This is a genomic window from Brucella thiophenivorans (assembly GCF_002252445.1).
In the GTDB taxonomy this organism is placed as follows: domain Bacteria; phylum Pseudomonadota; class Alphaproteobacteria; order Rhizobiales; family Rhizobiaceae; genus Brucella; species Brucella thiophenivorans.
Window position 1 is genome coordinate 224,373 of record NZ_NNRJ01000019.1, and the last position, 12,498, is coordinate 236,870.

The following is a 12,498-nucleotide window of genomic DNA, read 5'->3' on the forward strand; positions in this document are numbered from 1 at the left end:
AGCTTTCCTCGTTTACATCATTTGGTTCGCAGGAGAGCGCTGACATGCGTGAGTACGATCCCGCTGACGATTCCAAAAAATGCTATGACCTTGCTGTCCAAGTGAAGCGCGAGCGTGGCGATACGCATTGGCCGCAACGCGATCCGCATGAGCGCAAGGTCGTCATCGGCAATTGCACGCTCTATCTCGGTGACTGCAACGCGATTGTTCCCACGCTCGGAATGATCGATGCCGTTGTCTCGGATCCTCCATATGAGTTTGAAACATCGGGCGGCGGCAAGTTTCGCTCAAAACGGCCGAACATGGACCTAATTGCGGCGGGCGGTCTTGATCAAGGCTTTGATCATAGCGTTTTCACTAGCAAGCAATTCGGCTCTGCTGTGTTTTTCGCGCACAATGATCAGTGGGCTGATCTACTGCCGTATCTCGCGTCACAGTATGATCGCTATGCAATCATTCCATGGATGAAGCCGAATGCCATGCCGGTGGCGAATAAGCATTATCGGCCCGATATCGAAATATATGTTCATGCCTGGAATAGCGGTTTCCACCCGGTCGGCGATCTTCATCAGAAAAAGCGCTTCATCATCGCCAAGAATGGCCAAGACAGCGATGTCGCGCATCCGACGGTCAAGCCCCAGACCGTCATGTCGAAAATCATCTGCAATGTTGCAGGGCAGGTGGTGCTTGATCCGTTTATGGGCAGTGGATCAACCGGCGTTGCTTGCGTGAGCGCTGGCCGCTCTTTTATCGGCATAGAACGCCATGAGCCTTATTTTGAGATTGCATGCGAACGCATTCGCAAGGCTCATGCACAGTCCGACATGCTGGTTTCCGCGCCGCCGCTATCCGCGCCTGCAAAGCAGGAGGGCTTTCTGTGACCGCAAGCCCGAACCTTATCGGCGGCATGAACGATAACATTCTGCCAATCTTGCAGGGCATAATCTGTGCTACAAATGACGCCGACCGCGCATTGGTACTGCTCGTTTGCCCTATCCGTATCATGATCCAGTATCAGCCATTCTTGGAGCGCACATGCTCTGAGCAAGGCTTTGAGGCTGGCTGCGAATATCTCACGTGCTTTTACGCCGCCATGAACCAGACGCGCCGCAATGGCGAGATGGTCAATTCAGCGCTCGATCAAGCACGCCAAACGCTACTTCTTCTTCTTACACAAAATGACGGGGGTGACGCATGAGCGATAAGCTTATTCGCCAGTCTGTCAGCGTGCGCGATGCAACCAGATCCACTGGTCGGCGCATCATGCAGGGATATGTCAGCAATGGACTGGCTATCGTTGCGCATGAAATCGTTGACGAACTGAAAACTGATCAAGCGATAGCGCGCTGGATTGACGGCGGTCGCAGGGGCGAGCGTCCCGGCGAACAAGTCTCGGCTGGCTTTATCCTCGTCCATGAAAATAGCGGCTATGTGCTGACACCTGTAGGTTGGCTTTTGCCAACCCGCGATGCGGCGGCAACTTGCGTTCGACGCCTTGTGAACCGCTTTGGCAATCTGTTTGAGGGCGGCGTGAATAGCATCCAGTCGCTATCCAGTGCGGTTTGTCAGGCGCAGCGTGACGCTGGCGCGCTGACCGGCAGGCATCATCATTTGCGCCAGATGGATGCTCTTTTTGATGAGGCCGAGTATCAGCGCAAGCTAGCCGAATTGCGCGCCATTAAGCAGCCCGCTCACCATGGCGTGTCTGCCTATCAGGAGGCGGCGGAATGAAGGAAGAGGCAACAATCCGCCGTGGCGCTCGAAACGCGCGTTATGCGGCAATTCCTAATCATGTGTTCGAGGAAGTGCGTCTCTCAATGGAGGCTCGCTGGCTTCTTGGTTATCTGCTGTCCAAGCCGGATAACTGGACGGTGGTGCTGCGCGACATCATCAATAAGGGCAATTGCGGTCGCGACAAGGCGCGCCGAATGGTTGCTGAACTTGTCGAGCTTGGCTATGCGCAGAAAGAGCAGGCGAGGGACGGCGGACGTTTTAGCGCCTTGTCACTTGTCATCTATGATGAGCCGTTTGCAGTCGAAGTGACTGAAAGTGTTGCATCTTTACCGCAGACTGAAAAACCGTCGACGGTAAATCCGTCAACGGAAAAACCGGCGCCGGTAAATCCCCCCCTAGTAATAACTGATAATCTAGAAAATACAGATAATAGATCTGAGAGAGGCGCGAGCGCGAATGATCAGGAAGATCGAAAGAAAATAGAGAAGGCTTACTGGAAGCTGGTTCGGTCATGGCCAAAGCTCGATGGAACACCGCAGGCCAAGTGGTTCGATTCATGGCTGGCACTAACGCCGGAAGAGCGCATTCTTGCCGCTGAAAAGCGCGATGCGTGGGTTGAGTTACTTCGCTCCAATGGTCGCGATCATATCCACGTTCCCGGTACTTACTTCGAAAACAAGCTTTGGGAGCAAGTGCCAGACGCCCCGACGGTATCAACAGATCAACCAGCTCGCCTCGAAGCCAAGCCGTTCGGTAAGCTGTTCGCTATCGAGGTCTATCGGAATTTCTTGACAGTCTCGCCGGGGATGATTTCTGCGCCTACGGCTTTTGAGCGTGCACAGATCGAACGTTGTGAGCGAATCGAAGGCGACATCTATCGCGAAAAGCTGGTGAAACAAGGATGGACCGATGTCGAGGGCATGTTTGAGCGTGCCGCGACGGGCCGTTCTGTTGTGGTCTCTGGTCGTTTGGCTGGCCTTGCCGATCGGATGGAATCAATCAGTGTCGGCAGTGAACGTTGGCTTGCATGGAAAGCATACCACGAAGATCGTGGCTGGCGTTGGTATCCATCTCCTGACTGGTTGAAATGGGTTTGTTTCCCATCAGGTGGCCCAGATGGAATGAAAGACTTTGAAACAGCTTTGAGGGGAATTGGTGATGATGATGGCAGATAAGCGTCTCACTGACCAGGCAGAAGAAATTGACCTCACACGGTGCTATGCAAAGCTGGATCGGTTCATGGATGAACGTAAGCGCAGGCGTGCTGCAATTGAAAAGGCCGCTGTTCGCGGCGATAGTGATTCGCCTTGGATGGTGCTTCAAGTCAGCACTGGTAGGGAAATAACGGTGCATGATACGCTTATCGGTGGTGGAATAGAAACGATTGCCCCCATGAAAATGGGGAAGAAAATACATCGAAGAGGGCACGTTTTACCGGCAAAAAAGGTACCAATTTTCATCGGTTATCTCTTCGTACGTTGTGTAGTAAACAATGATAATCTTGCGTGCCTATTGGGTTTTGACCATGTGCAATCAATACTTGGAGGCTACGAGAATCCGTTCTTGGTCGATTCTATAAAAGTATTATCATTCAATGATAAAGCGGGAAAAGGTCACTTTGATTATGAAGTTCCACAACGGGTCTTTCAACGCGGAATGAAGGTACGTATTAAGGACGGAATTTTTGAGAATATGTCCGGTGAAGTTGTGACAGGCGGACATACTGGAAAGGGTGATGCAGTGGTTGATATTAATTTCTTCGGTAGATCAACGCACGCAATTATGCCTCTTGCAATTCTCGAACCTTTGTGAGTCTTATTGGTTAACGGATAGTCTGATGATCCTGTAGTTAGCCTCTGAGAACACCTAGACAGCGGGAACGTAAGTTCTGAGGTTGGTAAACCGGTCGGACCCCAGCCCTGACAGTCTCAATCAAGAGATATCGATTCAGGGTCAGAGCGTAAGCTATGTCTGAAATTCACCACCGATACTGAGCGCCCTTTGTGGCGCTCTTACCATATGTATATGAGGCTGACGTGAGCCAACGTATTGAGCGCGAGCGTGATGCAGCTGCGCCATGGCGCAAGTGGTATAAGACCGCTCAATGGCAGAAGCTGCGGGAGGATGTTCTCAATCGTGACCTGTTCACCTGCCAGCAATCCGGGGTTCTCCTGATTGGCAAGTATCCCGCTCCGAACAGCGCTGTTGTCGATCACATCAAAGAGCATCGCGGTAACGCTGATCTCTTCTGGGATATCAACAACCTTCAGGCTTTGAGCAAAGCTTATCACGACACCGAAAAGCAGAAGCAAGAGCAGGCAACCCTGCATCATCGTGGCGTTTGGGATTAGTGATTAAACCTTGTTGGCTGACTGACGCGATTGCCAATAACGGTTACGCAAACGAGGCGCGATCAACCACGAAATGCCGGGGCTGAGAACAATGCTTGTAACGACAGCGACTGGTAGCCAAAACTTAGCGTCTTCATTCAGAGCAGGGATCGAGAGCACCGCAATGGTTCCTATCCCGAAGATGACAGCATTGACCATCAGGCTGATGAGTGCGGCAATCTGAAAACGAACTGACATATCGAAGTCCTCCTCATAAATGAACGCTCATGCACGGTGCAGGTTCCTTGGATCAAGAATGCGGCGTGAAACATCGCCCGTGAAACATCAGGCAGGGGGGGCGGGTCGAAAGTCAAAAAGGGGTCTGCCTCCTAGACCCGCGTCCCCCACATGAAGAGATTTTTTTCTCATGACGATTGAATTTGACCTCTTCGGTCAGCCTGTTCGTGAAGGTTTTGGCAAGAAGGGACGGCCACCATATGCGCCATCTGAAAAAGATCGTAATAAAGTCAAGCTGTTACTGGCTTTAGGGTGGTCAATCTCTCGGATTGGTAACGCGCTTGATGTGTCGGGAAAGACAATTCAGCGGTATTTTAGTCTCGAGCTAAAATCGCGAGACGGCATGCGGGATAGACTGGATGCGCGGCGATTTGAGATTGCCATGGATCAAGCCAACGCCGGGAACGTCACAGCACTTCGAGAACTTGGCGCGATGATTGAGCGCAACGACCGCATGGTGATTGAGGCTGCAATGGGTTCTAAGGGTAATGATGATGATCGGCCCGCAGATCGACCAGGCAAAAAAGCAACCGACGAACAGCGAGCGATGGCCGCAGACGCTGATCTGATGGCGGAGCTCGAAGCCGAGGCTTCGCAGAATGTCATCCAGTAATACCCTGCCGCGCTTTGCCTGCCCAGATTGGTGGGATCGGATTCAGGCCGGACAGACCCCCATGGCAGATGTTCCGCTTAACCCTGAGAAAGCAGCGAAAGCGCTGGCATTCTTTAATCGCTTGCGACTGCCAGATGTTCCCGGCAACCCGGCTTTGGCAGATGCTTGCGGTGATTGGTTTCGCGATATTCTATGTGCATTTTTGGCGAGTGAGGATCCCGAAACGCGAAAGCGGCTCGTTTGGGAGCTGCTCTGCATGGTTCCTAAGAAGAACTCGAAGACAACATATGTTGCGGCCTTGGGCCTGACAGCGCTTTTCATGGAGGAAGCGCCTAACCGTCAAATGCTGATTGTTGCACCGAGTCAGAATATCTCGGAGCGCTGTTTTGATCAGGCACAGGGCATGATCCGAATTGATCCGCGTCTTGATGCGATATTCAAGGTGCAGGATCATCTCAAATGCATCACGCGTCGTAAGACCGGCACGAAACTGGATGTGAAAACCTTCGACACGTCGATTGTCACCGGCGAAATCCCAATCCTGACAATCATCGATGAGTTGCACGAGCTCGGCAAGAAAGCCAAGGCCGCAGCCGTCATGCAGCAAATCCGGGGCGGCGGTATAACCATGCAGGGCGGTCAAGTCCTGATGATTACCACTCAATCGGATGAACAACCGGCAGGGATCTGGAAAACCGAACTCGATAAGGCTCGCAAGGTTCGTGACGGTGTCGGCGGTCAATCGCCAATCCTCCTGCCGGTGCTTTATGAGTTTCCTGCCGATTTGCAGCGCAGTCAGGATTTCTGGCGAAGCCATAGGAACTGGCGCTATGTGCTACCGAATATTGGGCGTTCAATTGACCCACAGCGGCTTCTTGACGATTACGAGAATAACGGCAAGGTCAACAAAGAGGCTGAAAAGATATGGCTTAGCCAGCATCTCAACATCGAAATCGGCGTTGGTCTTACCGATGATGCGTGGCGAGGCGGCGACTACTGGGAAGATCGCGCAGATCCAACACTCACACTTGATGAGTTGATACGGCGCTCGGAAGTTGCCGTCATGGGAACGGATGGCGGCGGTCTGGATGATCTTTTCGGTGTCTGTGTCATTGGTCGTGAGAAGGTGACACGGCGCTGGCTGGTTTGGTGTCATGCCTATGCGCATCCGAGTGTTCTTGAAACACGTAAGGAAATAGCCGCTAATCTGAGAGACTTTGAAGCGGAAGGTAGTCTCACATTCTGCGATGTTTCCAAATACATCAATGAGATAGCGGATATTGCTTCTCGATTGCGCGATGCGGGCCTGTTTCCCGAAAAGGACGCAATAGGCTCTGATCCAAACAATATAGCGGCGTTCATCGATGCGTTGGCCGAACGCAATATCGTCGATGAAATGTTTCGTCGCATTCGTCAGGGTACGGCGCTTTCCCCGGCAATATGGGGGCTGGAGCACAAGCTCAGCAACGATACGCTCAGCCATGACGGTAGCACGCTGATGAACTGGGTTATCGGCAACGTCAAAATCGAGATTCGCGATAATGGCAACCTCGCCACGAAACAGGCGGCAGGCCGAGCGAAGATCGATCCATTCATTGCGATGCTTTGCGCCACAATCCTGATGAGCTGGAACCCGGAAGCGACCGGCACTGGCATGAATGATTACTTCAATAGCTTGGCAGGTGCAGGGTGAACGTATTACAGAAAATGTTCGACGGCGTGTCCAGGCTCTTGCCAATCAAGCGTAACACCTCGCTTGAAGATCTTCGACATAGTGGCCTTTCCGCTTCAGGTGAGATCGTCACTGATACAAGTGCGCTTTCACTTTCTTCGGTCTGGGCTTGCGTCAATCTAATATCCGGCACGATCTCATCGCTGCCAATCATGGTTTACCGTACGAATGCTGACGGAAACCGCGACGTTGCGAAGGATCATTCACTTTATCGCCTGTTGCACGACAGCCCAAACTATGACCAATCGGCATTAGATTTCTGGGATTTCATCTCTGCATCAATTGAGCTTCGCGGAAATGGATTTGCTCAGATCGTAAGACTGAATGGCAAGATTGTTTCCCTCAACCCCGTCAATCCAGCCCACATGCAGGTTCGTAGGCTGCCTTCCGGTGAGTTGCAATACAGTTGGAGTTCAGAGGGAAAGAGCTATGTCTCCAGTGATCGCGATATGCTTCATATTCGTGGTTTCGGCGGCAATCCTCTCGGCGGTATGTCCACGTTGCGTTTCGCGCGCAATTCGTTCGGATTGGCAATATCTGCTGAACGATCTGCAGCAGATATGTTCCGAAATGGTCTTCGACCTACGGGCGTATTGAAGTTCAAGCCATGGCTCACGCCAGAGCAACGCAAGATCGCAGAGAATGAACTTGCCGCCAAAATGGGCGCGGGCAATTCTGGAAAGCCGCTTGTTCTTGAGGGTGATACCAGTTGGGAACAGCTGACGATATCGCCAGAAGATGCCCAGATGCTGGAAAGCCGCACTTTCTCTGTGGAAGATATTTGCCGGTTCTTTGGCGTTCCGCCACACATGGTCGGACATACAACAAAGGCAACCAGTTTCGGCACAGGCATTGAAAGCCAGACATTAGGCTTCCAGAAGTTCACATTGCGTCGTCGCTTTAAACGTATTGAGCAGGCTCTGGAAAAGCAGCTTCTCACGGCGGCTGATCGGGCGGCAGGTATCGCTATTGAGTTCAATCAGGAGGGCTTGCTTCGCGGAGATAGCAAGGGCCGCTCTGCATTCTATCAGGTCATGACTGCCATCGGCGCGATGACGATTAATGAAGTTCGCAGGCTTGAAAATCTTCCCCCAGTTGAAGGCGGCGACGTTCCCCGCATCCAGATGCAGAACGTGCCAATCACCGAAACCGAAAACGATTTGATCGGCCACAACGGTGGTCCGCCACTTGAGGATTGATCGTTATGAAAACTAAAGATTTCGCCCTTCAGGTGAAAGGGCTGTCTGATGATGGCAGCTTCGAAGGCTATGCCAGCACGTTTGGTGGATCTCCGGACAGTTATGGCGATATCGTGGCGCCGGGTGCTTTTGCTGAAACTCTGGTCGAACATCACCGATCAGGCACCATGCCGATGATGTATTTTGGGCATGATTCCCGGTCTTTGCCGATTGGTGATTGGTTGGAAATGGCTGAGGACGGTAAAGGTCTTTTGGCCAAAGGCCAGATCGATATCGAAGACGAGTTTGGCTTCCGCATTCACAACGCCATGAAAAAGAAGCGGGTGAGGGGATTATCCATCGGATACTCCATTCCTGCGGGCGGTTCTGAGCCAGACGAAAAGCGCCCCGGCGTTACGATCCTGAAAAAGATCAAGCTGGTTGAAGTGTCTGTGGTGAACAACCCTGCAAATAAGCGCTCTCTGATAGAGACTGTAAAGTCTGACCGCATGGAGGAATTTGCCCGACGCTTGCGCGACGGCGATCCCATGCCAATCAAAGAATTTGAGGGCATCCTACGCGAGGTAGGGGTTCCCAATAGCCTAGCCACACAGATTGCCTCTGTTGGTTACGCGAAAGCCGTTCTGGGCGAGCCAGAGGGCGAAAAGGCAGATCCAAGGGCCGACTTTATGCGGGCAATGATGCGCGCCTGACGGCCAAGTTTATTCCTCACGGAGATATTCCATGAAAACGGTTACCTTTAACCGGGTGTTTGTACTCGGTATTTTCGCATGCCTTGCGCTCGCCTCCGTCGCTGTATTGTTCGGCGTCGATCACGGCGTAGCAGGCAGTTTTATGATGGCAACCGCTGGCGCTGGCGCGTCTGCCGGTGTCGAAGAACTCGCCGCAGACCTGAAAAAGAGCTTTGCCAAAGAGCACGACAAGGTCAAAGAACTGGCAGAACAGGCTCTTACCGAAGCCAAGAAAAACGGCGATATGAGTCAGGGGCTGAAGGAAAAGGCCGATGAAGCCCTTTCCGGCATGAATGAAATCAAGGCTCGCCTTGATGACATTGAGCAGAAATCGGCACGAAACGGTTCTGGCGAACAGCAGCATCGCACGCTGGGTCAGCAGTTTGTTGATCTGGAAGAACTGGAAGCGATGAAGTCCGCTCCTCGCAGCGGAGCATCGGCTAGCCTTATGATCAAGGCTGACATCACGTCTGGTACCGCCGATTCAGCCGGTAATGTTGGTGCAGCAATCGCGCCGAACCGCCTGCCGGGTGTTCTTGCTCTGCCGCAGCGCAAGCTCACTGTTCGTGATCTGCTGTCGCCCGGACAGACGGATAGCCCGAACATCCTGTACGTTCAGGAAACGGGATTCACCAACAATGCCGCACCTGTCGGTGAAGGTGGTCTTAAGCCTCAGTCTGATCTGAAGCTGACGGATAAGAACATTTCCACGAAGGTTATCGCTCACTGGTTCCGTGCATCTAAGCAGATCCTGAGCGATTTCTCGCAGGTACGTTCGCTGATCGATGAGCGGCTGATCTACGGCTTGAAGCTAGTCGAAGAAAACCAGATCCTCAATGGTGACGGCACCGGCGAAAATCTGGAAGGCATCGTTCCACAGGCAACCGCTTACGCTGTCCCTGCCGGTTTGACCTCTCCAGTACCGGTGACGGGCATCGATGTTCTGCGTATCGCCATGTTGCAGGCGGCTCTGGCAGAGTATCCCGCAACTGGCCACGTTCTTCATCCTATCGACTGGGCTTCTATCGAACTGCTCAAGGATACTGAAGGTCGCTACGTTATCGGAAATCCGCAAGGGTCGCTTAATCCGACGCTGTGGAACCTTCCGGTTGTCGAAACGCAGGCAATCTCGGTCGGCAAGTTCCTGACTGGCGCATTCAAGCTCGGTGCGCAGATCTTTGACCAATGGACCAGCCGTATCGAAGTTGGATTCCAGAATGATGACTTCGTTCGCAACAAGGTGACGATCCTTGGTGAAGAGCGCCTGGCTCTCGCTGTCTACCGTCCTGAAGGCTTTATTTACGGCAACGTGACACCGGCATCTGGCGGCGGCGGCTGATCTTGATCGGCTCAGATCGACGGGCGGCGCAATCCGCCCGTTTCCTGAACCGAAGGAGAAAGACCATGAAATTCGAAGTTCTTCGCGAGCATATCGGCGACAAGTTTTACAAGGAAGGTGAAACCCGTGATGCGGATGAACTCACCGTCAAGCAGCTTGTCCGTAATGGCGTGCTTCGCCCTATCTCGGACGAAAAATCCTCCAGTACCGCCTCAATTGACCAGTTGCAGGCTGGGACGAATGGCGGCGACAACTCTGCACCATCGGGCTCGGCGAGCGCAAATTCAGATGGCAACGATTGTACGGCTAGCGATCAAACCGATGACGCTCAAAAGGCGGGCGCGGTGCAGACAGAAGCGCTTGCGGCAACATCGGCGGAAGATATTACTGTGACGAAAGCTTCTGGCGAGCCAGCTGTGACATCAAATGAACAAAAGTCAGAAGGTGATGCCGCTCAGAATAAGGCAGAGCCAGCTGCACCCAAGAACAAGAGCAAGTGATATGCAGCTCGCGCCAGTTCGCGTCGGCGTCACGGGCGAGCAGCCTGTGTCGCGGGATGAAGCCAAGCGGCACGTAGGTGCCGTTGGTTTCACTTCTGATGATCTGGATATTGATGGCTTTATCAAAAGCGCAACAGGGTATCTGGAAAAGCTGTTGGGGACGGCGCTTGTTAAGCAGAAATGGCGACAGGATCTTTCTTGTTTCCCGTCACGCTTTTATCTGACGCCGTTTCCAGTCATTTCGTTGTCGTCGGTGAAATATCTATCAGACAACAGTCTCGAAACACTCGATATGCAGGATTACGAACTTTATACGGACATCACTGGTCCGTTCGTTCAATTCTTCACGCAAAGCTTTCCGCAGACTGCGGATCGACCTGACGCTGTCCAGATCACTTATGAAAGCGGTTTCGAGACTGATCAATTACCAGCCGAATTGAAGGCAGCAATCCTGATTCATGTCGGATATCTCTATGGACATCGCGGTCAGCCCGATATGCCGACGATTGAGGATATCCCTGCGTATAAGATGTTGGTTTGGCCGCATCGCAGACTGGGGGTGTAGCTATGGCAAAAACCTCAGGCAGTCTGTTTCATGAGGTCGCATTTGATCGGCGCGAAGCGACGGGTGGGGATGGCGCTGGAAACATCGATGGCGATTGGGTTGAGCAATTTCGTTGCCGCGCTGAATTCATTCAGCTTCGTGGTGGTGAGGCGGTACTTGCGGGTCGATTGCAGGGGCGCCATACGCAAGTCATCCGAATTCGTGTCTCGGAGCATACTGTTTTGATCACGGCGGATTGGCAGGTGCGTGATATCCGGCGCGCAACTGTCTTCAATATTCGCGACATTGAGTTCGAAGAAAACCGCCAGTTCTTATCGCTCACATGCGAAAGCGGCGTAGCTACGGGGTGATGTCATGGTTGAAGGATTAGATCGCCTTAAGCGAAAGCTGACAAAAACTATTCCGCAGGCTGTGTTCGACGTGACGATTAAGGCCATGGAACAGGGCGCTAGTGATGTCGTCGCCATGATGCGCCGTCTTGCACCAAAAGACAGTGGTGCGCTTGCACAGTCCATCAACTGGACGTGGGGAGATGCGCCTAAGGGCGCAATGGTGCTCGGTAAGTCATCCCCAACGCGTGACGGATTGGTCATCACAATCTACGCAGGTGATCAAACCACGATGGTTGGTGAACGCGAGCAGTTTCAGCTTGCCAGACTGCAAGAGTTTGGAACCCAGCACATGCAAGCTCATCCCTACTTTTTTCCATCTTGGAGAACTTTGCGGAAGAGGGTTCGCAGCCGGGTTACGAGACAAATGCGAAAAGCTGTGAGGGATGCTGCAAAGTGAACGTTTCCGAAGAGCTTCAAAGACACCTTTATGCTGAACTTCGAGCAGTCCTAGAGGTCTCGACGCTAGCTGAGGGGCGGGTTTACGACCGGGTGCCTAGCACAGACGGGCAGGTTACTGCGCAGTTTCCGTATGTGTCTTTCGGGCCGGTCAATATGGTTGATGATTCCGCTGATTGTGTTGATGGCGAAACCCACACGATTCAACTTGATGTGTGGTCTCGTGCAGTCGGACAAGTTGAGTGCAAAAACATTGTTGATGGCATCCGTAAAGCTTTGAACCGCTCTCAGCCTGAATTGGCAGAAAGCGCTGTGGTTGCCGTGAATATACCGATCTGCCAGATCGTCCGCGATCCGGACGGATTGACGACACATGGCATCATTCAAGTTGAAATTATGGTCGAGGTGGCGTGATGTCTTGGGCAATATTTAAAGTGGAATGCAACTGGTCGCGTCCGTGCAGTCGTTATTCGTTCAACGCCAAGGCATCGGCAGAACCGCAAGAACGTCCGCAAGACTTCATTGATTACTGCGTATCGAAAGGCTGGGCCGAAGCGGTCGCAAGCCCGACACGCGATGAGAAACGCGCCCTCAAGGGCCGTAAACGGGCTTAGCCCAATCACCTGAAACCGGGCCTCAAGCCCTATCAAGGCTGGCGTATTGCTGGCCC

18 protein-coding genes are annotated in these 12,498 nt (G+C 52.7%); 17 read left to right on the top strand and 1 reads right to left on the bottom strand.

Annotation, left to right across the window (positions count from 1 at the left end; translation table 11 throughout):
• Positions 1–44 precede the first annotated feature (44 nt).
• The 6 genes from CEV31_RS10580 (at position 45) to CEV31_RS10605 (ending at position 4,085) form a co-directional block, all read left to right on the top strand.
• The gene (locus CEV31_RS10580; RefSeq protein ID WP_094507014.1) at positions 45–881 is read left to right on the top strand and encodes a DNA-methyltransferase; all 837 of its coding nucleotides are present in this window, start codon (positions 45–47) and stop codon (positions 879–881) included.
• A complete protein-coding gene (locus CEV31_RS10585) occupies positions 878–1,198 on the top strand; it encodes a hypothetical protein (protein WP_094507015.1) in 321 nt (106 codons plus the stop codon). The genes CEV31_RS10580 and CEV31_RS10585 overlap by 4 nt, the downstream gene beginning before the upstream one ends.
• Positions 1,195–1,731 (top strand): hypothetical protein, encoded by a 537-nt coding sequence (locus CEV31_RS10590; RefSeq protein WP_094507016.1) that lies wholly within the window; start codon positions 1,195–1,197, stop codon positions 1,729–1,731. The genes CEV31_RS10585 and CEV31_RS10590 overlap by 4 nt, the downstream gene beginning before the upstream one ends.
• The gene (locus CEV31_RS10595; protein WP_094507017.1) at positions 1,728–2,909 is read left to right on the top strand and encodes a helix-turn-helix domain-containing protein; all 1,182 of its coding nucleotides are present in this window, start codon (positions 1,728–1,730) and stop codon (positions 2,907–2,909) included. The genes CEV31_RS10590 and CEV31_RS10595 overlap by 4 nt, the downstream gene beginning before the upstream one ends.
• On the top strand, positions 2,893–3,546 hold the full coding sequence (gene nusG, locus CEV31_RS10600; protein ID WP_094507018.1) for a transcription termination/antitermination protein NusG: 654 nt from the start codon (positions 2,893–2,895) through the stop codon (positions 3,544–3,546). The genes CEV31_RS10595 and nusG overlap by 17 nt, the downstream gene beginning before the upstream one ends.
• A gap of 224 nt (positions 3,547–3,770) precedes the next feature.
• On the top strand, positions 3,771–4,085 hold the full coding sequence (locus tag CEV31_RS10605) for an HNH endonuclease (RefSeq protein ID WP_235818073.1): 315 nt from the start codon (positions 3,771–3,773) through the stop codon (positions 4,083–4,085).
• A gap of 3 nt (positions 4,086–4,088) precedes the next feature.
• Here the strand turns inward: CEV31_RS10605 and CEV31_RS10610 are convergent, their stop codons facing one another.
• Positions 4,089–4,322, bottom strand: a complete 234-nt coding sequence (locus CEV31_RS10610) for a hypothetical protein (protein WP_094507019.1) — start codon at positions 4,320–4,322, stop codon at positions 4,089–4,091.
• A gap of 169 nt (positions 4,323–4,491) precedes the next feature.
• Here CEV31_RS10610 and CEV31_RS10615 point away from each other — a divergent pair, with 169 nt between their 5' ends.
• The 11 genes from CEV31_RS10615 to CEV31_RS10665 all read left to right on the top strand — a co-directional run bounded on the left by CEV31_RS10615 (position 4,492) and on the right by CEV31_RS10665 (position 12,442).
• Positions 4,492–4,974 (top strand): hypothetical protein, encoded by a 483-nt coding sequence (locus CEV31_RS10615; RefSeq protein WP_094507020.1) that lies wholly within the window; start codon positions 4,492–4,494, stop codon positions 4,972–4,974.
• Positions 4,961–6,667, top strand: a complete 1,707-nt coding sequence (locus tag CEV31_RS10620; RefSeq protein ID WP_094507021.1) for a terminase TerL endonuclease subunit — start codon at positions 4,961–4,963, stop codon at positions 6,665–6,667. The genes CEV31_RS10615 and CEV31_RS10620 overlap by 14 nt, the downstream gene beginning before the upstream one ends.
• The gene (locus CEV31_RS10625) at positions 6,664–7,905 is read left to right on the top strand and encodes a phage portal protein (protein ID WP_235818074.1); all 1,242 of its coding nucleotides are present in this window, start codon (positions 6,664–6,666) and stop codon (positions 7,903–7,905) included. Before CEV31_RS10620 ends, CEV31_RS10625 begins: the two co-directional genes overlap by 4 nt.
• Before the next feature lie 5 nt (positions 7,906–7,910).
• Positions 7,911–8,597, top strand: a complete 687-nt coding sequence (locus tag CEV31_RS10630; protein WP_094507324.1) for an HK97 family phage prohead protease — start codon at positions 7,911–7,913, stop codon at positions 8,595–8,597.
• A 145-nt stretch (positions 8,598–8,742) separates the two neighbouring features.
• The gene (locus CEV31_RS10635; RefSeq protein ID WP_094507325.1) at positions 8,743–9,975 is read left to right on the top strand and encodes a phage major capsid protein; all 1,233 of its coding nucleotides are present in this window, start codon (positions 8,743–8,745) and stop codon (positions 9,973–9,975) included.
• Positions 9,976–10,040: 65 nt separating this feature from the next.
• Positions 10,041–10,475 (top strand): hypothetical protein, encoded by a 435-nt coding sequence (locus tag CEV31_RS10640; protein WP_094507023.1) that lies wholly within the window; start codon positions 10,041–10,043, stop codon positions 10,473–10,475.
• Between the two features lies 1 nt (position 10,476).
• Complete coding sequence (locus CEV31_RS10645) at positions 10,477–11,040, top strand: head-tail connector protein (RefSeq protein WP_094507024.1); 564 nt, start codon at positions 10,477–10,479, stop codon at positions 11,038–11,040.
• 2 nt (positions 11,041–11,042) lie between these two features.
• Entirely contained in the window at positions 11,043–11,390 is a 348-nt protein-coding gene (locus tag CEV31_RS10650; RefSeq protein ID WP_094507025.1) for a phage head closure protein, read from the top strand.
• 4 nt (positions 11,391–11,394) lie between these two features.
• Positions 11,395–11,829, top strand: a complete 435-nt coding sequence (locus CEV31_RS10655; protein ID WP_094507026.1) for an HK97-gp10 family putative phage morphogenesis protein — start codon at positions 11,395–11,397, stop codon at positions 11,827–11,829.
• Positions 11,826–12,242: a DUF3168 domain-containing protein gene (locus CEV31_RS10660; RefSeq protein ID WP_094507027.1), complete on the top strand. Its 417-nt coding sequence runs from the start codon at positions 11,826–11,828 to the stop codon at positions 12,240–12,242. The genes CEV31_RS10655 and CEV31_RS10660 overlap by 4 nt, the downstream gene beginning before the upstream one ends.
• Positions 12,242–12,442 carry a hypothetical protein gene (locus tag CEV31_RS10665; protein ID WP_094507028.1) on the top strand — a complete coding sequence of 67 codons (201 nt, stop codon included), beginning with the start codon at positions 12,242–12,244 and terminating at the stop codon, positions 12,440–12,442. Before CEV31_RS10660 ends, CEV31_RS10665 begins: the two co-directional genes overlap by 1 nt.
• Positions 12,443–12,498 lie beyond the last annotated feature (56 nt).

What these genes read in the sequence shown, in the direction of transcription:
- CEV31_RS10580 (WP_094507014.1), top strand. Translation starts at nt 45, where the DNA reads ATGCGTGAGTACGATCCCGCTGACGATTCCAAAAAATGCTATGACCTT.
- CEV31_RS10590 (WP_094507016.1), top strand. Translation starts at nt 1,195, where the DNA reads ATGAGCGATAAGCTTATTCGCCAGTCTGTCAGCGTGCGCGATGCAACC.
- CEV31_RS10595 (WP_094507017.1), top strand. Translation starts at nt 1,728, where the DNA reads ATGAAGGAAGAGGCAACAATCCGCCGTGGCGCTCGAAACGCGCGTTAT.
- nusG (WP_094507018.1), top strand. Translation starts at nt 2,893, where the DNA reads ATGATGATGGCAGATAAGCGTCTCACTGACCAGGCAGAAGAAATTGAC.
- CEV31_RS10610 (WP_094507019.1), bottom strand. Translation starts at nt 4,322, where the DNA reads ATGTCAGTTCGTTTTCAGATTGCCGCACTCATCAGCCTGATGGTCAAT.
- CEV31_RS10615 (WP_094507020.1), top strand. Translation starts at nt 4,492, where the DNA reads ATGACGATTGAATTTGACCTCTTCGGTCAGCCTGTTCGTGAAGGTTTT.
- CEV31_RS10620 (WP_094507021.1), top strand. Translation starts at nt 4,961, where the DNA reads ATGTCATCCAGTAATACCCTGCCGCGCTTTGCCTGCCCAGATTGGTGG.
- CEV31_RS10630 (WP_094507324.1), top strand. Translation starts at nt 7,911, where the DNA reads ATGAAAACTAAAGATTTCGCCCTTCAGGTGAAAGGGCTGTCTGATGAT.
- CEV31_RS10635 (WP_094507325.1), top strand. Translation starts at nt 8,743, where the DNA reads ATGGCAACCGCTGGCGCTGGCGCGTCTGCCGGTGTCGAAGAACTCGCC.
- CEV31_RS10640 (WP_094507023.1), top strand. Translation starts at nt 10,041, where the DNA reads ATGAAATTCGAAGTTCTTCGCGAGCATATCGGCGACAAGTTTTACAAG.
- CEV31_RS10645 (WP_094507024.1), top strand. Translation starts at nt 10,477, where the DNA reads ATGCAGCTCGCGCCAGTTCGCGTCGGCGTCACGGGCGAGCAGCCTGTG.
- CEV31_RS10650 (WP_094507025.1), top strand. Translation starts at nt 11,043, where the DNA reads ATGGCAAAAACCTCAGGCAGTCTGTTTCATGAGGTCGCATTTGATCGG.
- CEV31_RS10655 (WP_094507026.1), top strand. Translation starts at nt 11,395, where the DNA reads ATGGTTGAAGGATTAGATCGCCTTAAGCGAAAGCTGACAAAAACTATT.
- CEV31_RS10665 (WP_094507028.1), top strand. Translation starts at nt 12,242, where the DNA reads ATGTCTTGGGCAATATTTAAAGTGGAATGCAACTGGTCGCGTCCGTGC.